Below are 21,668 nucleotides of genomic sequence, written 5' to 3'. Positions count from 1 at the left end.
TTTTACCCCCTAACTTGTTCTGGACGAACGGTTAAACTGATATCGCGAAACAGATTAAATGTTTCTGCGTCTGTAGGTACGGGAAGCGGTGATGCTTTATAAATCGCTGTTTGGGCTGATCTATCAAGCAGTGCGTCACCACTGCTGCGGGTTAAGGTGACTTCTAATACCATTCCATCTGGAGCAAGACGTATTCTGAATTGGCTCGACATGTTGCTGTCAGCGTTTTCAGGTAATATCCAGTTTCGTCCTATTGCGTTAACAATAAGCGCCTTGTACTTGTCCACCTCACCAGAGATGCGCGCCTGCCTTTCAGCATTTTGAGCTGCCTGGTGCGCAGCTGCCGCATCTGCCTGCTGTTTCCGTTCCGCATCGGCCTTTGCCTGATCAGCACGTGCTTTATCTGCTCGAGCTTTATCCGCTTTTGCCTGTTCTGCTTTTAATTTATCGGCTTTAGCCTTTTCATCGGCCTTCTTCTTATTGAGTTCAGCCAGTTTTTTTGCTTCTTCCTGCTGTTGTTTTACCAATAGGTCTTTTTGTTTTTTTAATTCCTCAATACGTTTTGCTTCGACAGCTTTTTGTTCTGCCAGTTGTTTCAGGCGCTTTTTCTCTTCTTCAGCCTGCTTTTTGCGCTCTGTAGCAATGCGATTTGCCTCTTCTTTCAACTTCGCAATTTGTTGCTGCTCTTTAATCCTTTGCTGCTTTGCCTGTTCAGCCTGACGATTAAGCTCCTTTTGCCTGTTTACTTCAGCCTGATGTTGTTGCTGGCGTTCCTGTTTCAAACGGTTGACCGTTTCCATCACCTCACTATTATCAACACTAACCGCTTTAACTGGCTCCTGTTGCTTTGCTGCTGCAGTAGCAACAATAGGCAACTCCATACCAGGAGTATTCTGGGTTTCTTTGGTCAATACAGGCCGTTGACTTGAGTTATCAGTTAACAGCATGACAATTAAAAACAAATGCAGTGCAATAGCTGAAAAAAACGCTTTGCGGTAACTTGGGGTACTTATCATGCCTGCCCCTCATTCGTTTCACTGGTTGAATCAGTCAGCAATCCTACCTGTTCAGCGCCTGCCTGCTTTAATAAAGCCATGGCCTGAACTACTTTTCCATAGGGAACACCTTGATCTCCCTTCACCAGAACATTAAGTTTTTGTCCGGACTCGCTGGCTAACTGCAATTCGGCAGCAACACGCACGACCAGTGCCTGAGATTCTATAGGATCAGCCGGAGTGCTGCTTATATTAAGAAAATAAGTGCCTTGCTGATTAACAGAAACAATTATTGGTTCCCTGTCGGTGGGCTGTAAAGTCTGACTGGCTGCTTTAGGCAAATCGACAGTGACCCCTTGAGACAACATCGGTGCAGTAATCATAAAGATCACTAATAAAACCAACATAACATCAATGTAAGGCACAACATTAATTTCTGAAATTGGACGTTCGCGTTTGACTTTTGCTCGGATCATTTGCTTATTATCCTCGTGCAGTACCAGAAGTTTGTTGTTCTATCAGCGAAATCAATTCCTCTTGAAATAAATCAAATCGATTTAATAATATATTCGCACGTGTGGTGTATCGGTTATAGGCAATAACTGCCGGTATGGCAGTAAACAATCCCAAAGCAGTTGCAACCAGTGCCTCGGAAATACCTGGAGCCACCATGGCTATAGTTGCTTGCTGTGCGTGTCCAAGAGCCTGGAATGAAGTCATAATACCCCAAACGGTGCCAAACAGGCCCACGTAAGGTGCAATGGAACCCACTGAGGCAAAAAAAGGTAAATGCTGTTCCAGTTTTTCTGCTTCTTTGGCATGGCTTATCTGCATTACCCGCTGAATGGGTTCAAGCGTAACAACACCCTGTTTTCTTGCTCTGACAAATTCTTTAAAGCCTGCGTGGAAAATAGCAGCCATTCCCTGCTTTTCATCGCTATTGCTATCAACATCAGCATAAAGTTTGCTTAAGTCACTGCTGTCCCAAAACCTGCGGTTAAATGCATCGGTTAATTGCTTTTTACGATTAAAGAACCATGCCCTTTGAAAGATCAAAGTCCATGAGACTATTGAAGCGACCAGTAGTATCATCATTACAGACTTAACAACCAGGCCTGCTTGCATAAAATACATCAATACACTTGCTTGATTACCCACGTTTCTCTCCAGTATAGAGGTTTTATCACCCTATTATATCAGGTAGTCGTCTAGGCTTTAACCGGCCATCAACGCATACTGCTTTTATATTTGCGTCACAGAGCAGTTTGCCCTGCTGGTTCAGCATACTTTGTTTAAAAATAAAACTACATGCCTTACGTTCAATAATTTCTGTTTCAATTGTTAATAAATCATCTAACAATGCTGGCTTAATATACCTCATGTTCACTTCACTTATCGCAAATAAAACCTCTAATTGCTTCAGATCACTTAATAACAGCTGCTTTTGTCTTAATAATTCCGTTCTGGCTCGTTCAAAATAGCGAAGATAGTTCGCATGATAAACAATTCCCATATAATCAACATCCTCTGAATACACCCGTACATTGCATTGATGAATGTGCTGAGAGTTCATTGTTTATTCCTGTTCCAAAGCATTTAATCCAAAATGCTGGTATGCCCTGGGAGTTGCCATTCTACCGCGAGGAGTGCGCATAAGGAATCCTTGTTGTATTAAATATGGCTCTAAAACGTCTTCAATAGTTCCTTTTTCTTCACCTATAGCAGCAGCAATGCTGTCAACACCTACCGGACCACCACTGAAACGTTCAATTACAGCCATTAACAGCTTTCTGTCCATCAGGTCAAAACCATGCTGATCCACTTCGAGCATTTCAAGCGCCCTGCTGGCTATATCCACGCTTATTATGCCACGTCCTTTCACCTCAGCATAATCGCGTACCCGGCGTAACAGCCTGTTAGCAATTCGGGGAGTGCCTCTTGAACGCATGGCAATTTCGCGTGCTCCTTCAGGTTCAGCAGGAACATTGAGAAGTTGAGCTGAACGGGTAACGATATGTGTCAGCGAGTCTACAGAATAATATTCCAGTCGCTGTACGATCCCGAAACGGTCTCTCAATGGAGACGTCAGTAACCCTGCTCTGGTAGTCGCTCCGATTAAAGTAAATGGTGGCAACTCCAGTTTGATGGAACGCGCCGCAGGACCTTCGCCTATCATAATATCCAGCTTATAATCTTCCATAGCGGGGTAAAGGATTTCTTCAATTACCGGGCTTAAGCGATGAATTTCATCAATAAAGAGGACATCATTTTCCTGAAGATTGGTTAAAATAGCAGCTATATCACCAGCCCTTTCAATAACAGGACCTGAAGTCTGACGTATATTAACACCCATTTCATGGGCAATAATATTTGCCAAAGTCGTTTTTCCAAGCCCTGGGGGGCCGAAAATCAACACATGATCCAGAGCATCATTTCTTTTTTTGGCAGCATCAATAAAAATCTGCATTTGTGAACTTACCGCTTCCTGACCGATGTATTCACGCAGGCTTAGAGGACGGATTGCACGATCTATTGCTTCTTCCGAGATAATACTTTGGGTACTGATTAAGCGATCACTTTCCAGCATAAGAGTCTTATAAGATTCACCCGATTTGAACTATTTTAACATATGTTTTTTTAATAGCAGCTTTTTCTTTATAAAATTTTCTCAGGATTTTCTCACGTAGTTTCCGAAAGATTGTGCTAACGTGGCGGGGGTGAAACTGCTTCACGTCGTCCTGAGCGCGTCTTTTTGCGCGAAGGATCTCCAAATACTGGCACCATGCCGCGTGCAGGAGATCCTTCGCGCAAAAAGACGCGCTCAGGACGACGTAGATCGGGGAATAACAAGGATGTGTAGAAGAATCAGTGGATTACAGCTAGGATGCCTATTTGATCCCGGCAGCGAGCAGACCGGGCTACACGCTCCGGAGAGCAAAGTAGCAATTGCAAGTATTCGGAATTTAGTTCATATTTGACAGCGCATTCAGCACCCATTGCTATAGGATATTAAATGAACCATTCTGTCTTTCTTACGAATCAGTTTACCAAACCAATTACACCGCTGCTTCTTCCGCAATGGCATATCGTTCCGGGCTGGGAAATGAATCAGTTGACAGAAAAGCATCTTTGTATCGCTATGGCATCAACGGTTTGGGACAAATTGGACGCGGATTGTTTAGCCCAATTTCCAAATTTAAAAACAATTTGTCATTTGGGAATAGGCACAGACAATATCGATAAAGCCTATTTGGCCGAACATGATATCAAACTCTTGTCGCAACCCAATGCCGGCATCCATGACACCGCTGAATTGGCTTTGACTTTAATGTTAAGCCTTGCGCGCAAGATACTCCCTAACCATAACTATACCCGTAATAATGAATGGATAGAGAGGAAACCTCGATTTACAGGAAATCATCTCTTTGGGAAAAGGCTGGGATTAGTAGGACTGGGAAAAATTGGCGCAACCATTGCCAGTTTTGCTGAAGCATTTAAAATGAATATCTCATACACAACCCGTACTCCTAAAGAGACGCCATATGCTTATTATTCCAATGTAAAAGAACTTGCTAAAAACAGTGATTTTTTAATTATTTGCTGTGCTTCTACCTCAGAAACCTATCATTTAATTAATGAAGAGGTACTTGAAAATCTGGGTAAAAAAGGCTATCTCATCAATGTGGCACGAGGCAGTATTGTAGACCAGGATGCACTCATTCATGCGCTCAGTCATGAGAAGATCGCGGGTGCGGGTCTTGATGTATTTTCCAATGAACCGGAAGTACCATTAGCCTTAAGATCATTAGACAATGTAGTGCTATCCCCTCATATGGGAAGTTCTACCCACGAAAATCTCGAAGCAATGTTTCAATTGCAGGCATATCAGTTAAACACTTATTTAAAAGAGTTATCCATGATGGAAAATACGTCAATTAGCTAATGCTTTTTGTGTTTTAATAAAAATAAAGGACTATTATGACAGAAAGTTACATTCTCAATACCAACGAAAAAGCTCGCGATCGCTTAAGCCTGCAGCATGAGCTTTATGCCAGGAGCAGTGTGGGGTTATTAAATGAGGCAGGGATTCGTTCCGGTATGAAAGTCCTTGAAATTGGCTGCGGATCGGGAGCAATGACTCTTGAACTGGCTAAATTAATCGGTAGCCAGGGTTCGCTGCTGGCAATTGATCTGAGTCAGGCTCAGCTGGATCACGTGCAAAAATTGACTGAAGCTCATCGCAATATAAGATTTAAGTTATGGGACGTTAATTATCTCACTGATCTTGGTGAGCAGTTTGATTTTATTTATTGCCGTATGGTATTGCATCATGTTGCTGATGCTCATCCTGTGATTCAGCAAATAAGGAGTTGCCTCAAGCCAGGCGGTATTATCGTATGTGAAGAACCGTCTATTTTTGATTCTACCTTTTGTTCTCCTCCATCAGAAGCCTACATTCAATTTACACAATGGGCCAGAAACTGTTTTATTAGCAACAAGCGTGATTTTGAGATAGCGCACCGATTGGAGCAGGAATTTGCCTCTTCTGATTTTAATGTTACGCATCATTCCTTGTATCAGCCGCTTTTGAGAACCTCACGTGAGAAGGAAATTTATTCTATGGCGCTGGATGATTTAACCCCGCAATTGTTGGAATCAGGTTTGGCATCACAGGAAGAAATTAATCATTTATCGCAGGAGCTTAAAAATCTGGCCAGTTCAAACAGTACTATGTGCTGGATTAGAATGCACAGGCTTATTGCTCAAGCTTCGTGACTGTTTAAGAATGTAGGCAGTTGTCTCTTGCGTGCATCTTTGCCGTTGAGCGCGTCTTTTTGCGTGAAGGACCTCCAAATACTGGCACCATACCACTTTCAGGAGATCCTTCGCGCCAAAAGACGCGCTCAGGACGACGGGGATCGGGGAATAGCAAAGATTGTGTAGAAAAGTCAGCTGCTTTTAACCGGGATCGTGCCACTTCCATCCCGGCTGCAAGCAGACCGGGCTACTGACCCACCTGCCATTAAGTTAAGCGCTACTCCACCGTACCGCGGCTTGTCCGCGGTATCCAGAGATCTAAGTTCGGAGTGAGATTCCTGGATCCCGCGGACAAGCCGCGGGACGGCGGAATTCCTTAACTTAACGTTTCGGATAAGAAGCTTGTTTGAGCCAGTGTCTACCTCTCCTCAGCCCGAACGGCATCGAAGTAACGACTGGATAAAACAAGCCTCTTTAAAGTGGTAGAGTCCATACTAGTACGTTAACTTAATGGCAGTGGCTACAACCCCTAGCCTACATAATCTGACATTAGTTTTCTGGCTCTGTAAATACGTGAGCGCACCGTGCCAATAGGACAATCCAGTCTCTTGGCAATGTCTTCATAGGTTTTTCCTTCAAAAATATGCATCCCGTAGCATATTCTTAACTCTTCAGATAATCTGGAAATAGCGTATTGAACCTGCTCGTTAAATTCGTTATTAAGTAATTGTCCTTCGGGTGATTGATAATTATCTGCATAATATTCATCAGCAAATTGTGCTTCAGAATCCACTCTGAGCGCTACGGAACGAAAATAATTTTTAATCGTGTTTTGAGTTATTCTGTATAACCAGGTTGAAAACTGACACTCTTCCTTAAAATAATGCAAGTGCCTATAGATTTTAATAAGAACCTCTTGCGACAGGTCATTAACATGACTATGGTCATTAGTATAAAAATAAATAATTTGTTGTATTTTAAAGCGGTATCGTTCAAACAAACTGGTGTAAGCCTGCGCATTCCCGCTGCGTGCCAAACCAATAAGATGTTCATCACTGTAAGAAGTATTTTTTTCCATAACTTCCCCATTCTTCCCTAAAAGATCAAATTGAACGCTGATAAAGAACGCAATGACCCACAAATTCAATTAACGGTCATTATGTATCATTATACATCAATTTTTCCACTACAAAGGTGTAAGTAGCGCCACTGGGCTTTAGGTATCTGATCATTAAACAAAATTAAAAAATATTTTTTTTCCGAATTTTGCATTTTAATCAGTTGAAAAAGCGGATTATGGATCACAATATTGAGCGAGTCATAAGTAATATCCCCCTCTGTAGCCCAATTTATTGTCCATCTGCCATTGCTGCAGGTGATGTGTCTGAGAGTGGGGCAAGGACTTTGATGCTTCCAGTCAATGCGCACACGAATACACAAAAATAAAATAAGTAACAATAGCAGAGAAACATGCAGCGAGGAGTGATAAACCAGTTCCAGGGTAAAGACGTACAGCACCAAAACCAAACGAAAATATACTTTCGATTTACCAGGTTTAATGATTATTTCGGACGATGGCAACAATTGCTTTTAACTCTTCATCCTGTGGTTCCTCATACCCCATAAGCCAGGAATATAATTCAGGATCGGTGGCTGTCAGGAGTAAATCAAAGGCTTTTATTTCCTTGGCAGAAAGTTTATCAAGCCCTTTAGCCAGAAATTGCTGTAAAATTAAGTCAAGCTCCAGCATTCCTCTGCGGCAATGCCACTCAAACCGTGCTTTTTCTCGTGCGTCTAGCATTAGCTTTCTCAACAAATAATGTTCTAAATAGATTTTTTAAACACATTGGACTCTATCTTCCATGCCGGGTGATGATACACTACTCTCTTTAGAACGGAAACCCTGTAATCACTATGAATAACGCAATCAGCCATCTTGTTAATACACGCTCATTAACTGTATTTGATTCTACGGAATCGGTGTCGGAATTAAACAAGCAAAAGAATTATCTTTTTGATTTGTCTTTTCTCACGATTCTTGATGTCGTTGGTGATAAAGCCAATGAATTTCTTCAAGGACAATTAACCTGTGACATTAACAGTGTCTCAGACATACAAATGATTCAGGGAGCGCAGTGTAATTTAAAGGGAAGAATTCTGTCGTTATTAGATATTATTAACTGGAATGGTTTTAAGCTGGTTTTACCTAAGGATATAAGTGAAGTAACGCTAAATTCCCTGTCCAGAACCGCATTGCTTTCAAGAGTAAGCATTAAGGAAAACAGCGGACTAAAAGTTTTGGGCTTTTATTTGCAGAATGATAATGACCTGATACCCGAATCTTCCTATTTGCCTAAAGACTTGTACGCACAGTGCCATGATACGGAATATTGTTATTATCATCTTGGCCAAGGCTTTTACATTTTTATCATTCAGGCAGATATGGAGCAGAAATTTTGCCAGCCTTTTATAGAGCAGAATCAAATGGCTGGTTCTTTGATATGGCATACATTACGGTTAATTCACAGGCAAATTGATATTTATCCCGAATCAAGGGGAATGTTTTTACCACATAGACTAGGCTTACAGGATACCCCATACATTAGTTTTAACAAAGGTTGCTACAAAGGACAGGAAATTATCGCCCGGACTCATTATCGAGCAACGCTGAAACATGAGTTAAGGGTATACATCATATCTTCCGGGCAAAAAATTTACTCAGGTCAAAAGTTATTTAGACCAGAAACCGACATGGAAGTCGGTGAGTTAGTCGATTATTCGATTTTAGATGAAGGCTGTTATGTAATTGCAGTAAGTATTTTAAAAGATGCCCCGTCTTCTGTTCGTCTGGAGGGACAAAGTACACTGGTAGAATTGGAAACACCTGCCACATATGGCAAATAAGCGGCATTCTTTAACTTAACATACTAGCACGTTAAGTTAAGAGGGTTTATTTAAAATAGGCGTAGCCTTGATGCAGCGATAGCGCTGAGTGATCCTCTCATATTGAGTACCACTCAGAACTATGCAGGATCGCCTTCCCCTCTCCAGGGGAAGGTGCCCGACAGGGCGGATGGGGGGATCAAAAAAGGAGTTTCTATCAAATAGACCATTTTGTTTTAGAGCTTTCTACCTTAAATGAGTTCTCTTTTTGATCCCCCCACCCGCCCTGTCGGGCACCCTCCCCCGGAGGTGGAGGGGCTACTTGCGCTGATCATCCTGCTTATTTACATCTTTTTACAGGTTAAAATTATGAGAGGATCACTCAGAGCGATAGCGTAATCAAGGCTACAGTTTTTTTATGTATTTAAATCAATCGTTTATTCATTAATGAGTCTTGTCTTTACCAGGTAACATTTGTTTCAGCACATTGTCTTTATCGATAAAATGATGTTTCAATGCACCTGCAATATGCAGTACTACAAACACGATAATAATCCATGCAATAACCGTGTGAGATTCTGACATAAAGTCGCCTAAGGGCTTGTCTAAGCCGATTCCGGGGAAAGGTAAATTGAACAAACCGAAATAGCTGGGTATGTATCCCGCAGCTACAGACATAATCCAACCGCTTAATGGCATCAGGATAAGCAAAACATAAAAGCTGTACTGTACGAAACGTGAAAGTACCTTTTCCCATAATTTAACTGAATCAGGTAAAGGCGGTCTACCACTGGCATGTATCCAGATAAAACGGAAAATCACTAAAAATAAAAGAGTAATTCCTGTGGATTTATGAATAGTATAGGCATGGTACTGCTCAGGAATATCCTCAAGGAAAAAGCCCACGATAAGCATCATGATTACTGCTAAAGCAATAAGCCAATGCAAAAACTTGATCACGGGGGAATAACCTGTCACTTTCCTGGAACTCATTTGCTTCTCTCCTTAGATTTAAAAACCCTGATGATATATCCATCATCAGGGCTCAATAGCAATCAAATTAATCAACCAACTCCGCTTGCGTATAAGATTGCAAGGTAGTCTGGGTTAAATCGAGCAATTCCCGAATCGCTACGAAAAACATCGTGTAATTCAAGACTGTACTTGATTTTAAATCATTAAGGATAAAGCGCCAGCGTTCAATCAATGCGATATGGTTTTCACCCCATGATTCCAGACGAGCCTGCAAATCTTTATTCTTGCTGTCGTAACCCATAATGCCCGCGGTTAATTGACGTTGCTGCCAATCCAAATCATCGCGTAATGCTTCTCTTGACAAAGATTCCCAATGATTCTCGGTTGGGTGGATAATTACTTGTGTCCTTATCCATGCCAAATCAAGGAACTCACCAATGCCAAAGTAAATTTCAGCCACCTTGGCAATCTTCATGTTATGCTTATAAGCTAACTCAATGATATCTGTTGCAGCAAAAAGCCCTCGCGTCACGGTTAACTCGTGAGCCAAACCAGGTGGTATGCCATCCTGAATTCGCTCTTGATATTGTTCCGCATACTGAGCACGACCAGTCTCACCAAATACAGCCGGCATGGCTTTTTTCAGCTCAGTAACACCCTGAGAATATAATTTTACAGTCTGACTGACATCAAGATTACGTCTTTGAGTACGTAAAAACCAGCGCGTTACCCGACGTGACAAACGTACATAAAACATCATCATTTCAATTTGCTTTTGAGCACTGATTTTTGTACCCAACTCTTCTATTTGCTTCCAGATAGACTCCAGATCCAAAACAGTTCGAGTAATCATGTAGGCTCTTACAATAGCTGAAACAGGCGCGCCAGTTTCATCCTGTAATCGATATACATAAGTGAAGCCCATTTCATTATTGATGATGTTACTTAATTTGGTAGCAATGATTTCCCTTCTTAATGGATGATCCTGCATTTGCTTGCTGAATCGTTCCTGTAATGGTTTAGGGAATGAATGAATAAGCACTTCATTCATATAACTTTCTTCCGGCACATCAGAGGCCAGTATTTGCTCTTTCAAAATGGTTTTGCTGTAACACATCAACACCGCAATACCAGGACGACCCAAACCCTGCCCAGAAAGCTTGCGTTCCATCAATGCTTTTTCATCAGGCAAGAACTCAAGATTTCTGTCTATCTTTCCGGTTCTTTCCAATTCATTGATATAACGACCTTGCAATTCAAGAGAGCGAATGGGCTGTGAAGCGGATAAGCTAATGGCGCGAGTTTGCAAGAAATTATCCCTTAAGACCAGCTTGGACACCTCATCGGTCATTTCACCGAGTAACTCATTCCTTTGCTTGTAGGTTAAATCACCAGCAGCCACTATAGTATTCAGTAGAATCTTGATATTTACTTCTTTATCCGAGCAGTTAACTCCACCGCAATTATCGATAAAATCAGTGTAAACCATTCCGCCATGCAAGGTGTATTCGACACGAGCTAATTGGGTAAAACCCAGGTTGCCGCCCTCTCCTACTACTTTACAGCGCAATTGCCTGGCGTTGATACGAGTAGCATCATTTGCCCTGTCACCCACGTTGGCGTTGGTTTCAGTGCTTGATTTAACATAGGTACCAATTCCACCGCTCCAGAGTAAATCCACCTTCGCCTTTAAAATAGTTTTGATTAACTCATTGGGTTCAATCGCTGTTTGTTTCAATCCAAATATTTTTTGCATTTCAGGACTGACTGGTATTGATTTGGCATTACGGTTAAATACGCCACCACCTTTTGATATTAACTTTTTATCGTAATCAGTCCAGTTAGAGCGAGGTAAATTAAATAAACGCTCCCTTTCCTTGAAGCTTTTCTCGGCATCAGGATTAGGGTCAATAAAAATGTGGATGTGGTTAAACGCACCAACCAGTTTAATGTGTCTGGATAACAGCATGCCATTACCAAAAACATCGCCTGCCATATCTCCAATACCGACTACGGTGAAATCATTATTGAAAATATCAATGTCCAGTTCGTAGAAATGACGCTTGACTGATTCCCATGCTCCTCTGGCGGTAATACCCATTTTCTTATGATCATAACCAATAGAGCCGCCTGAAGCGAAGGCATCGCCCAACCAAAAACCATATTCGATGGAAATGGAGTTGGCAATGTCAGAAAATGTAGCCGTACCTTTATCTGCAGCAACGACCAGATAAGGATCATCCTCATCATAAAACACCACATTTTCAGGTTTCACAACTTGACCGTCTTTGTAATTATCCGTGATGTCCAACAAACCTCTGATGAATAATTGATAGCAACTAATACCCTCTGCCATAATTTCTTCACGAGTGCCATTTACCGGCAAATGCTTAGGCACAAAGCCGCCCTTTGCTCCGCTAGGAACAATAACCGAGTTCTTCACTTGCTGGGCTTTCATCAGTCCGAGAATTTCTGTACGGAAATCTTCTCGTCTGTCTGACCAGCGTAAACCACCACGCGCGACTTTGCCACAACGCAAATGCACGCCTTCAAAACGAGGTGAGTAGACAAAAATTTCCACCATGGGATGGGGTTTTGGAACGCCTGGAATTGCCTTACTGTTCAATTTTATTGAAATGTAACTCTTATGTTTACCGCTTTTGTCTAACTGATAAAAGTTGGTACGTAAGGTCGCACTGATAGCCTGGACGTATTGCCTGATAATTTTATCTTCATCAAGGTTGGATACATTATCCAAATCCGTCAATATTTCAGCTGATAAATTATGGAATTGCTCTTCACGGTTGGCAATATGCTCAGGATTGCAACGAATTTCAAACAACCGAACCAGTTTTTTCGCGATATCAACGTTATTATTTAAAGCCATTTCCATATAGTCCTGGCTAAAAGTAAATCCTATTTGTTTGAAGTATTTAGCGTAGGTTCTTAATATTGCTACCTGGCGCCAGTCAAGTCCTGCGGAAAGAACGAGCTGGTTAAAGCCATCATTTTCAGCCTCACCAAACCACACTTTGGTAAAGGCAGTTTGGAAGAGATCTTTGATTTCATCAATGTTAAATTCAAACTCTCTGTTGTACTGCATGGCAAAGTCATTAATCCAGGTTACCTTGCCGTCTTCAAATTTCAAGACATAAGGACGTTCACTGATCGCGCGAAGGCCCAATTTTTCCAATATAGGCAAGACATCTGACAAAGGTATTGTTGTTTCATGCTGGTAGACTTTCAATCTGAAGCTGTTTTCTGATTCGTCCAAAGGCTTATAAAAATTGATGCCCAAAGAATTCTCGGGGCTAAGCACTTCAATATGTTTTATATCGTATACAGCAATACGCGGTGAGAAGTTATCGCAATAAGAGATTGGAAATGCATTTTTATAACGGGCAAACAAGTAATTAGCCTGTTCTTCACCAAATGCAGAATGCAACAAGTGCTGCAAATCATCAGTCCAGGAACGTCCTACTTCGATCAGTTTTTTCTCTATTTCTTTCAGATCATATTCAGTAAGAGTTTGTGGATTTACTTTAATAATAAAATGGATACGTGCTAAAACGGATTCAGAGAACTGCGTAGAAAAGGTAATTTCCTCAGCATTAAAACTCTCGGCCAGAATTTTTTGCATGGCGTATCGTAATTCGGTATTAAAACGGTCTTTAGGTACATAAACCAGACAGGAAATAAAGCGTCTGTATACATCCATACGTGCAAAAAGGCGAATTCGCTTTCTCTCTTGCATGTAAAAGATGCCCATAGCGATTTCAAGAAGCTCATCTTCCGAGCCTTGAATGAGGTCATCGCGTGGTAATGTTTCCAGAATATTCAGCAACACTTTACCCGCATGGCTGCGTGGATTAAGTTTGGAATTTTCCATAATTAATGCCACTTTATGGCGCAGGAAAGGAATGTGCTTGGGATTAGTATGATAGGCTGCAGAAGTATACAAACCAATTATTCTTCGCTCACCAATCACTTTACCCTTATCATTAAAGCGTTTGACACCGATATAATCCGTATATGCATCACGGTGTACGGTGGCTAAAGTATTAGTCTTGGACATAACAAGTATACGTGGAGACAGAGTCAGCTCTCGTGCTTCCGGCGTCATTGCAGAAATGCTGCGTGCACTGGATTTACTTAAATTTTCACGCAATACACCTAAACCAGTTTCAGGAATTGCCTGCAAAATGGTTTCTTTTCCTTTTTCAACCAATTCGTAATCACGAATGCCTAAAAAAGTAAAATGATGGTCTTCTATCCAGGTCAAAAAGGCCTTGGTTTCCTGCACTTCATTTGAGTCTATACTGGTGGATACATTATCCAGTTCCTTAATGGCCTCTCTGACCTCGGCACGCATTTTTTCCCAATCATCAAAGACAGCCCGGTTGTCTTCAAGTACCCTTTCGAAATTTTTATGCAATTCTTCAAGTATTGCCGGATCGGTCTGTCGATCAATTTCCATAAAAATAGGCGCTTCCTGAATGATGCCCTTTTCCGAAGTCGCCTGACCGTTACGCGGTAATATTTCAGTGACGCGATGATGCGCATCCCGTTTGACGCGAATTCCACCCATATGAATAATCAGATGAGAAGCCAGTCCCATACGGTTAATGACCATGCGCAGTGAATCCACGATAAAGGGCATGTCGTCGCAAATAATTTCTACTACTGTGTGGGTTGTTTGCCAACCATGACGTTCAAAATCAGGATTATAAATTCGGATTTTTGTTTCATTTGGCGCGCGTTCTGCAATAAGAGACCAGAAGTTAATTACAGCACCGTACAGGTCATCAATATCCCATTCATGAAGGTCTTCCAGAGCCACCGTGCCGTATAATTGCTTGGCAAATTCAGCGCAAAAAGATGTTTGATCGCCAGTCATCGAGTGTTTTATCTTCTCGACAACCCCTTCAATGATGACATCCTTACCCTCTTCAAATTTATAAGACATTCATTCACCCCGTCAGGATTAGAGCATTAAATTATTTAATTATTGAATATATACCAGAGTATCTGTAGATGCCCAAGATGCCAACTCAATAACTTCTTTATTTTTCATACGAATACAGCCACGAGAACCCGGAACGCCCAATTGGGTCGTATCAGGGGTGCCATGGATGTAAATAAACCGTTCCAGACTATCTACATTGCCGCCTTTATTACGTCCTGGCTCCAGGCCATCCAGTTGCAGAATCCGGGTCAATATCCAGTCTCTTTCCGGAAATTGCTCAGCCAGTTCCGCTGTGTAGATTTCACCAGTCCACTCCCTTGCAACCATGATACTGTTCTCTTGATGTTCGGTGCCCAGTATTGAGTGCACCTTGTGCCATCCACGCGGCGTGCACTCACTATTCTTCACTTCACCAACACCATTTTTTGCCGTAGAGACTGAATAGGTACACACCAAATCATCATCTTCGAAACAGCTCATTTCCTGCTTTGCAGTGGAAATTACTATAATTTTGCTCTTTTGCGTCATGTCATGAACCACTAATTGCTATCGTTTTAGTATTAACAAATTCCAATATGCCCTCTCTGGACAATTCACGTCCGTAACCGGAATGCTTTATACCACCAAAAGGCAGTCTGGGATCTGAGGCAACCAGCGCATTCACAAAACACACTCCTGCTTCAATTTCCTGTGTTGCAATACGTTCTCCTCGTTGTAAATCCCGAGTAAACACTGCAGCGCCAAGTCCATATTGCCCCATATTGGCATGCCGGATGGCTTCTTCCTCAGATCCTACAGTGCTTATGGCTATGACAGGACCAAAGACTTCTTCATCAAAAGCAGTCATACCGGGCTTTACATCCGTTAATAAAGTAGGAGGATAATAAAAACCTTTACAATCAGGAATTATACCACCAAGCAATAATTTAGCACCTTGTTTAACAGATTTTTCTACTTGAAAATGCAGGGTTTCACGTAAATCACTTCGTGCCAGTGGCCCCATGTTTATTTTTGGATCAAGCGGGTCACCCATTTTAAAGGAAGACATATTCTGAATGATTTTTTCGGTTAATTCCGCGGCAATGGATTGCATGACAATTACTCGTTTTGCAGCGATACAAACCTGACCGGAATTACTCAATCTTGAATTAACAATACAACGTGCTGCCAAATCGACATCTGCATCTTCCAGTACCAGATAGGGATCGGCACCGCCCAGCTCCAAAACAGATTTTTTTAAGAATTTTCCAGCATGTGAGGCAACTGCACTACCAGCACGACCGCTTCCGGTTAAAGTTACTGCAGAAACAAAATCGTTTTCAATCACTTTGGCAGCACCCTCATTATCTAAAATCATATGCTGAAACAGAGCAGGAGGAAATTGCGCTTCCAGAAATAATTCTTCTATTTTATTTCCAGTACCAGAGGATATAGGGGCATGTTTCAATAAAGCAGCATTACCAGCCATGATCGTTGGCACTGCAAAACGAAATACCTGCCAGAAAGGAAAGTTCCAGGGCATGATCCCGAAAACAATACCTAATGGCCTGTAACATACCTTGGAGAGCTTCATTTCTGTCTGAACCACTCGAGGGCTCAGGTAGCTTTCAGCATGTGCGGCATAATGCTCGCAAAGCAACATGCATTTATCAATTTCAGCTTTTCCTGTAGTAATGGGTTTGCCCATTTCTGTGGTCATCAGCTTTGCAAGTTCATCCTTTTTTTGTCCTAGTAGCTTAGCCAAATTGAGTAGCAGTTCCTGCCTCTTGCTAAAGGATGTTCCCTTCCATGTTAAATAACTGTGATGTGCTGCTTCAATTTTTTTCTGGATAGCCTGCTCATCAAGACAATCATAACTATTCAATATTTGCTCAGTTGCGGGATTTATAGTCTGAATTTTCATTAAGTCACCATGCGTAAGTTACATTTATATAGGTTAGACCAAAATTTGCATGCTATTTCATTTAAAGTAAGCAACTCTCCTTGCACTTTACTTTTAAATGTTGATACTATTTTTATATTCTATGCTCTTTTACATTAAAGAACAGTACTATAAATCAAGATGTTATTTAATTGGTTTGGTTTTCCCATATCATTTTCTCTCGAGTGCAATGATTGGGTAGTAATAATTAACCTTAGGATAATTAATGAAGCACGTAGAGCCGCCCTTTAATGCCCTTCACCAGATAGCAGCATGGTCTGTCCATTTGTTTACGGCAAGTGCAGCATTTTTTGGAATTCTTACTCTGGCTAAAATATATCAGCACGAATATGTTTTTGCTTTATGGCTTATGGCCCTTACCGTTTTTATAGATGCAGTGGATGGCAGCATGGCACGCTTTGTTCGTGTCAAAGAAGTTGCTCCCAAGCTTGATGGTGCTCTGCTGGACAATATAGTAGATTATTTAAACTATGTGATTACGCCCTGCTTTTTCCTTCTGGTTAAACCAGACATGTTGCCACCAGATTATGCCGCGTTCATAGTCGCTGCAATAAGCATTACTTCAGCCTATCAATTCTGTCAGGATGATGCCAAAACTCCGGATCACTTTTTTAAAGGCTTCCCCTGTTACTGGAACATTGCCGTCTTTTATATGTTTATTTTTGATACATCTATGACAGTGAATACTATTCTGCTCTTACTCTTTTGTGTTCTGATTTTTGTTCCAGTCAAATACGTTTACCCATCGAGACTGGATTATTTAACTGATTCCAAAACCTTAAAAATATTAATGCATTGCTGCTCAGCCCTTTACGGGATCAGTTCCGCATGTTTGCTGATTTATTATCCGAATACCAGTAAGATTTGGCTCACAGTGTCTTTAGGCTATATTAGTATGTATTTGTTTTTAAGTTTTTATCGAACTTATTCTCCTATGATTAAGGCTAAAATTGCGGCAAACAGGGATCTGTAAATCTATTTTTTTAATCCGCCATAGACTTTGGCTGTTTTATGATTAAAATAGCAGCCAAGGTTTGTTTTTCGAGGAAATCATGTCATTTTTTAATCATTTAATAAAATTATTACCAATATCATTGCTGCTCATCAATACGGCTCAGGCAGCTTCAACATTCCCGAGAGGTTGTGAAGTGAGTGGTTTTGGCTATGAACAGAATTATTTAATCCTTAATGAAACCGGTAATCAGTCTTATTATCTAATGCAAAACCGATCTGATGCTAAAATTGAACTAGAGCGCCATGATACAGGCGATGCATTCATGAGCCCTCCTCTACAAGCTACTATTGAAGCAGGCAATTGGGCAGCTTTTGCATCTGATGTTAAAAACGTCAATTTCAAATGCTACAAACATATAGATGAAAATACATCCATCGTAAATTGCAGCGAAGTACTGGAAGTATGCCAATATCCACGCGTCAGATTTGCTTTGAGCAATATGGGTAATTACTGGATCTCAATGAATAAATCACAAGGTGGCGTTATTCAGGAGTCAGTGGCCAAGGGTATTTATCTTAAGTGGTGATAGTAATTCGCTGATCGTAGTCCGTATTGGCGAAGCGTAATACGAGATCAATCTTAGTGAGAACTTCGATCCCGTATTACGCTTCGCTAATACGGGCTACAGACTTACAAACGCAAGGTAACGTTGATATGAGCAGAACAGAATCAAAAATGCTTCCACTGGGAACTATTGCTCCTAATTTTGAACTGGAAGATGTAATAACAGGAAAGCGAGTTAAATTAGCCGAATCCCCTGATTTCACTGCCACAGTCATTATGTTTATCTGTAATCATTGTCCTTATGTGAAACATATAAACACCGAGCTAACTCAGTTGGCTAATGATTACATACGCAAAGGAGTCAGATTTATAGCTATATCATCTAATGATATAGAACATTATCCTGATGACTCTCCAGAAAACATGAAAGCTACAGCAGAAACTCATCACTATCCCTTCCCTTATCTTTATGATGCAACTCAGGAAGTAGCTAGAGCCTATAATGCGGCCTGTACACCTGATTTTTATGTTTTTGGTAATGATTTATCTCTGGTTTATCGCGGACAGCTGGATGATTCAAGACCAGGAAATAATATTCCCGTGACCGGAAGTTCGATTCGCCAGGCCTTGGATTGCCTTCTTAATGACAAGCCAATAAATTTTGCGCAAAAGCCAAGTCTGGGTTGCAATATTAAGTGGAAACAGTAAGATCGTAGCCCGGTTGCTTGCAACCGGGATTTCGACATCCTCAAACATATCCTCAGTTACAAACCACTGTCTCTTCTACACATCGCATCTTTGCTATTCCCTGATCCACGTCGTCCTGAGCGCGTCTTTTGGCGCGAAGGATCTCCCTATACTGGCACCATGCCGCTTGCAGGAGATCCTTCGCGCCAAAAGACGCGTTCAGGACGACGTGGTATGTAGTTTTTATATAAAAAAAGCCGCTCTTTTCAGGGCGGCTTCATTAATTATTAGTCCGCATTCACATGCGGTGCTGAGAGTATCAGGCAGCTGGAGAGGCTATTGCTTTTACTTCATCAATCTTCTCATCAAGTGTAGCTTTCATGTTATCAAGAGCAACTTCAACAGTTGACTTAGGAGTCGTGAAGAATGTGCCTGTATAACCATGAGTAGATGTTGCAGCAACAATCAATGCGGGTATAACAAGTATTGTAGCCAATACACCGATAAGGCCACGGATAATTGGGTTAATATTGAACCAGACACCGGGATGATTTTTTAATGTATTAGCCTCATCACTATTGAGTATGGTATTGCAATCTGTTACGAATTTTTCGAAGCCTGCTTTCATATTATCTTGCGAGTTCCAGAATGACGCACAAGACGCTTTCAAGGCCTGACTCATTTTCGTAGCAGCAAGAGAAATTGATCGCTTGTCTTCTTCAGAATAAGCGTCTGCAGCTGAAAGACATTTAACTTCCAAATCGTTTGCCAAATTACAAAATTCAACCAGTTTTTTGTATAACGCTTTGTTATGCTTCTCATCAGCCCCTTTATCAGCTAATGCCAATCGCGCTGCTGCACCTGGCAAGGTTGCCTGAGGGTTGAACCCGATACCATTGGCTGCATCAGCAGGGTCTAGCTCTAATCGATTATCACCAACAAGTTCGAGTAACTCTTCTCTTGCTTCAAGCATAATAGCAATGGCAAGAAGTAAGTCGATAAGCTGACTAGGCGTAAATGGCTGAGGATTTCCTCCGCCTAAAATAATCATATCAACTGGAGACAATTGCAAGTCACCAGAGTTCGATGCACTTTGAATAATTTGTCCAAATGCATCTGATACGCTATGCACATCGGATAATGCACGAATATTAGTGCCCTGTGCCTGTAATAAAGCTCCTGCTTCAGCAACAGAAACCACTCCCAAATAAAGCGCTTTATTATCTGCACCTTGCTTATAAGCAGCTAAAATCATTTGTTCAATAGTGTGTCGTGGATTGCTCGCTATTTTAGCTGCATTAACCAGCATCACTTGTAACAAGTTGTTAACCGTATAACCAACAGCCAGGACTGACTTTTTACCACTCAGAATATCATCAAGATTCGCAACAACCTGGTTAAGCATTTGAACCAAAACATCATTTCCTGATTGTGGAACCGAGTTCATTATCTCGCCAACAATTACTTTTATCAGAGCATTCTGAGCCTTTAAAGGCAAATCTGCCAAAACTAAAGCATTTGATTCATTCAGAAGTTTTGCATCCGGTCCTTCTAATGCTGCCGGCTGTTCATAAGACACTAATAAATTTTTCAAAAATTCTTTAACTTTCCATCTTGAAACTTTTGCAGCTGCATTATCAATTGACTTGTTGATTACCCTCTTCGCATCATCAACCTTTTTTTCAAGAGCTTGCTTGTGCTTTAAAGCTTCCTGGCATTCATCGTTAAAACGGGCAAAAGCTTCCTGTCGTTGAGCCTGTGGCAAAACACTTAAAGCATTACGCAGTTCTGTTCTGGCTTTGTTGAATTCAACAATATCATCATCCATAGTTGCCAAAGTAGCTTGAAGAAATTTCTGTCCTGCCTCATATGCTGCGTCAAACAAGTCTTCGAGTTTTTCTTCAGCTTCAGCGATCGCAGCTTCTTTTGCTTCTGCATCAGCAGCAAGCTGTTCTTCGTGTGCATTGATTTCAGCGACTAATGGTTCTGCTTGTCTTTTCAAAGATTCTCTCATTTCCTGAACATCGCGAGTTTCTACTGTTTTAAGTTTTTCTTTCTGTTTCTTGGTAAGTTCACGCTCGTTTAATGCTGCAAGAGTGGTTTCATAATTATTTAAAAGATCAATAACTTTCTCTGCATTTTCTTTCGTCACAGGTTTTTTGTTAATCTTAACCATGCTACTTAGAGCGGTAGTCAATTCATGAATTGCTTGAGTAAATTTTGTATCAGAAATTTTGGACATAGTAACTTCACCTTAAATTTTGGTTGCGTCAATTATACGCACATTTACCAAAATAACAACTCAATTTACTTTTAAAGGACATGGTTTAATAAATATTCTTTTAAAATGAATAAGTTACTAATAATTTTTTTAGGCATATAATGTTTCTTAGATTATATGGAAGGATAAGTAATAAATGAGAATCAAACGAATTTTCATCTTGCTAAGTAATAAATTACTCTAATTATCATAATATTAGCGATGTTTTAGTAAAAAAGTTAAATTTTTAATAATACAAACCGTGATGCCAGTCATTCCCCGATCCACGTCGTCCTGAGCGCGTCTTTTGGCGCGAAGTTGATCTCCTAAAAGGCATGGTGCCAGTATTTGGAGATCCTTCGCGCCAAAAGACGCGCTCAGGACGACGTAGATCGGAGGCGTGGACGGAGATGTGGATCGCATTAGGCACTGACGCAATACAAACTACAAAATCCCACTGAATCCTGGCACGGTGTGTAGCCCGGTCTGCTTGCAGCCGGGATCAAAGTGGCACCATACCTTCGCGCAGAAAGACTCACTCAGGACGGCATAGTTCGTAGGATGGAGTTCCAAGAAGTACGAGAAAAGTGGAAACAGTTTTTGCTTTTATCAAATAGATGTAGCCTTGATGCAGCGATAGCGTAATCAAGGTTTTCATACTCAAAAAGATCTCAAGATAAGGA

Annotated in this window: 18 protein-coding genes; 6 read left to right on the top strand and 12 right to left on the bottom strand. The window is 41.2% G+C overall.

The annotated features are described in order from the left end of the window. Positions 1 to 2: 2 nt before the first annotated feature. Genes tolA through ruvB form a run of 5 tightly spaced genes read right to left on the bottom strand, consistent with a single transcriptional unit; the run spans position 3 to position 3,582 of the window. Positions 3 to 1,016, bottom strand: coding sequence for a cell envelope integrity protein TolA (tolA, locus tag B094_RS0112895; protein ID WP_018578228.1), 1,014 nt, complete (start codon positions 1,014 to 1,016; stop codon positions 3 to 5). Then, a complete protein-coding gene (gene tolR / locus B094_RS0112890; RefSeq protein WP_018578227.1) occupies positions 1,013 to 1,471 on the bottom strand; it encodes a protein TolR in 459 nt (152 codons plus the stop codon). The genes tolA and tolR overlap by 4 nt, the downstream gene beginning before the upstream one ends. Before the next feature lie 7 nt (positions 1,472 to 1,478). Then, positions 1,479 to 2,153: a protein TolQ gene (gene tolQ, locus B094_RS0112885; RefSeq protein ID WP_018578226.1), complete on the bottom strand. Its 675-nt coding sequence runs from the start codon at positions 2,151 to 2,153 to the stop codon at positions 1,479 to 1,481. Positions 2,154 to 2,178: 25 nt separating this feature from the next. Further along, entirely contained in the window at positions 2,179 to 2,568 is a 390-nt protein-coding gene (locus tag B094_RS0112880) for a YbgC/FadM family acyl-CoA thioesterase (RefSeq protein WP_018578225.1), read from the bottom strand. A gap of 3 nt (positions 2,569 to 2,571) precedes the next feature. Next, on the bottom strand, positions 2,572 to 3,582 hold the full coding sequence (gene ruvB, locus B094_RS0112875) for a Holliday junction branch migration DNA helicase RuvB (protein WP_018578224.1): 1,011 nt from the start codon (positions 3,580 to 3,582) through the stop codon (positions 2,572 to 2,574). A gap of 426 nt (positions 3,583 to 4,008) precedes the next feature. Here ruvB and B094_RS0112865 point away from each other — a divergent pair, with 426 nt between their 5' ends. Both B094_RS0112865 and B094_RS0112860 read left to right on the top strand, forming a co-directional pair. After that, entirely contained in the window at positions 4,009 to 4,938 is a 930-nt protein-coding gene (locus B094_RS0112865) for an NAD(P)-dependent oxidoreductase (RefSeq protein ID WP_018578222.1), read from the top strand. Between the two features lie 35 nt (positions 4,939 to 4,973). Continuing rightward, the gene (locus B094_RS0112860) at positions 4,974 to 5,771 is read left to right on the top strand and encodes a class I SAM-dependent methyltransferase (protein ID WP_018578221.1); all 798 of its coding nucleotides are present in this window, start codon (positions 4,974 to 4,976) and stop codon (positions 5,769 to 5,771) included. Positions 5,772 to 6,282: 511 nt separating this feature from the next. On the opposite strand, the gene B094_RS0112855 is transcribed toward B094_RS0112860, so the two are convergent. Continuing rightward, positions 6,283 to 6,831, bottom strand: coding sequence for a sigma-70 family RNA polymerase sigma factor (locus B094_RS0112855; protein ID WP_018578220.1), 549 nt, complete (start codon positions 6,829 to 6,831; stop codon positions 6,283 to 6,285). A 477-nt stretch (positions 6,832 to 7,308) separates the two neighbouring features. Beyond that, on the bottom strand, positions 7,309 to 7,554 hold the full coding sequence (locus B094_RS0112845; protein ID WP_018578218.1) for an FAD assembly factor SdhE: 246 nt from the start codon (positions 7,552 to 7,554) through the stop codon (positions 7,309 to 7,311). 113 nt (positions 7,555 to 7,667) lie between these two features. On the opposite strand from B094_RS0112845, the gene ygfZ reads away from it, so the two are divergent. Further along, entirely contained in the window at positions 7,668 to 8,657 is a 990-nt protein-coding gene (ygfZ, locus tag B094_RS0112840; protein ID WP_018578217.1) for a CAF17-like 4Fe-4S cluster assembly/insertion protein YgfZ, read from the top strand. A 423-nt stretch (positions 8,658 to 9,080) separates the two neighbouring features. Here ygfZ and B094_RS0112835 read toward each other — a convergent pair whose 3' ends face one another. From B094_RS0112835 to B094_RS0112820, 4 genes are all read right to left on the bottom strand, one after another. Further along, a complete protein-coding gene (locus tag B094_RS0112835; RefSeq protein WP_018578216.1) occupies positions 9,081 to 9,629 on the bottom strand; it encodes a cytochrome b in 549 nt (182 codons plus the stop codon). 67 nt (positions 9,630 to 9,696) lie between these two features. Continuing rightward, positions 9,697 to 14,577 (bottom strand): NAD-glutamate dehydrogenase, encoded by a 4,881-nt coding sequence (locus tag B094_RS0112830; RefSeq protein ID WP_018578215.1) that lies wholly within the window; start codon positions 14,575 to 14,577, stop codon positions 9,697 to 9,699. A 39-nt stretch (positions 14,578 to 14,616) separates the two neighbouring features. Beyond that, positions 14,617 to 15,105, bottom strand: a complete 489-nt coding sequence (locus tag B094_RS0112825) for a L,D-transpeptidase (RefSeq protein ID WP_018578214.1) — start codon at positions 15,103 to 15,105, stop codon at positions 14,617 to 14,619. A 1-nt stretch (position 15,106) separates the two neighbouring features. Next, entirely contained in the window at positions 15,107 to 16,480 is a 1,374-nt protein-coding gene (locus tag B094_RS0112820) for an NAD-dependent succinate-semialdehyde dehydrogenase (RefSeq protein WP_018578213.1), read from the bottom strand. 244 nt (positions 16,481 to 16,724) lie between these two features. On the opposite strand from B094_RS0112820, the gene pcsA reads away from it, so the two are divergent. From pcsA to B094_RS0112805, 3 genes are all read left to right on the top strand, one after another. Further along, complete coding sequence (gene pcsA / locus B094_RS0112815) at positions 16,725 to 17,492, top strand: phosphatidylcholine synthase (RefSeq protein ID WP_018578212.1); 768 nt, start codon at positions 16,725 to 16,727, stop codon at positions 17,490 to 17,492. 79 nt (positions 17,493 to 17,571) lie between these two features. Next, positions 17,572 to 18,060 carry a hypothetical protein gene (locus B094_RS0112810; RefSeq protein WP_018578211.1) on the top strand — a complete coding sequence of 163 codons (489 nt, stop codon included), beginning with the start codon at positions 17,572 to 17,574 and terminating at the stop codon, positions 18,058 to 18,060. A 128-nt stretch (positions 18,061 to 18,188) separates the two neighbouring features. Next, entirely contained in the window at positions 18,189 to 18,746 is a 558-nt protein-coding gene (locus B094_RS0112805) for a thioredoxin family protein (RefSeq protein WP_018578210.1), read from the top strand. Between the two features lie 298 nt (positions 18,747 to 19,044). Here the strand turns inward: B094_RS0112805 and B094_RS0112800 are convergent, their stop codons facing one another. Beyond that, positions 19,045 to 20,967: a hypothetical protein gene (locus B094_RS0112800; protein WP_018578209.1), complete on the bottom strand. Its 1,923-nt coding sequence runs from the start codon at positions 20,965 to 20,967 to the stop codon at positions 19,045 to 19,047. Positions 20,968 to 21,668 lie beyond the last annotated feature (701 nt).

Origin of the sequence: Legionella shakespearei DSM 23087 (assembly GCF_000373765.1) — a bacterium.
GTDB classification, from domain to species: domain Bacteria; phylum Pseudomonadota; class Gammaproteobacteria; order Legionellales; family Legionellaceae; genus Legionella; species Legionella shakespearei.
This window is presented reverse-complemented; position numbering and strand designations above follow the sequence as displayed.

Excerpts from the sequence above, each read along its gene's own strand:
- tolA (WP_018578228.1), bottom strand. The coding sequence starts at position 1,016 with ATGATAAGTACCCCAAGTTACCGCAAAGCGTTTTTTTCAGCTATTGCA.
- tolR (WP_018578227.1), bottom strand. The coding sequence starts at position 1,471 with ATGATCCGAGCAAAAGTCAAACGCGAACGTCCAATTTCAGAAATTAAT.
- B094_RS0112880 (WP_018578225.1), bottom strand. The coding sequence starts at position 2,568 with ATGAACTCTCAGCACATTCATCAATGCAATGTACGGGTGTATTCAGAG.
- ruvB (WP_018578224.1), bottom strand. The coding sequence starts at position 3,582 with ATGCTGGAAAGTGATCGCTTAATCAGTACCCAAAGTATTATCTCGGAA.
- B094_RS0112865 (WP_018578222.1), top strand. The coding sequence starts at position 4,009 with ATGAACCATTCTGTCTTTCTTACGAATCAGTTTACCAAACCAATTACA.
- B094_RS0112860 (WP_018578221.1), top strand. The coding sequence starts at position 4,974 with ATGACAGAAAGTTACATTCTCAATACCAACGAAAAAGCTCGCGATCGC.
- B094_RS0112855 (WP_018578220.1), bottom strand. The coding sequence starts at position 6,831 with ATGGAAAAAAATACTTCTTACAGTGATGAACATCTTATTGGTTTGGCA.
- B094_RS0112845 (WP_018578218.1), bottom strand. The coding sequence starts at position 7,554 with ATGCTAGACGCACGAGAAAAAGCACGGTTTGAGTGGCATTGCCGCAGA.
- ygfZ (WP_018578217.1), top strand. The coding sequence starts at position 7,668 with ATGAATAACGCAATCAGCCATCTTGTTAATACACGCTCATTAACTGTA.
- B094_RS0112835 (WP_018578216.1), bottom strand. The coding sequence starts at position 9,629 with ATGAGTTCCAGGAAAGTGACAGGTTATTCCCCCGTGATCAAGTTTTTG.
- B094_RS0112830 (WP_018578215.1), bottom strand. The coding sequence starts at position 14,577 with ATGTCTTATAAATTTGAAGAGGGTAAGGATGTCATCATTGAAGGGGTT.
- B094_RS0112825 (WP_018578214.1), bottom strand. The coding sequence starts at position 15,105 with ATGACGCAAAAGAGCAAAATTATAGTAATTTCCACTGCAAAGCAGGAA.
- B094_RS0112820 (WP_018578213.1), bottom strand. The coding sequence starts at position 16,480 with ATGAAAATTCAGACTATAAATCCCGCAACTGAGCAAATATTGAATAGT.
- pcsA (WP_018578212.1), top strand. The coding sequence starts at position 16,725 with ATGAAGCACGTAGAGCCGCCCTTTAATGCCCTTCACCAGATAGCAGCA.
- B094_RS0112810 (WP_018578211.1), top strand. The coding sequence starts at position 17,572 with ATGTCATTTTTTAATCATTTAATAAAATTATTACCAATATCATTGCTG.
- B094_RS0112805 (WP_018578210.1), top strand. The coding sequence starts at position 18,189 with ATGAGCAGAACAGAATCAAAAATGCTTCCACTGGGAACTATTGCTCCT.
- B094_RS0112800 (WP_018578209.1), bottom strand. The coding sequence starts at position 20,967 with ATGTCCAAAATTTCTGATACAAAATTTACTCAAGCAATTCATGAATTG.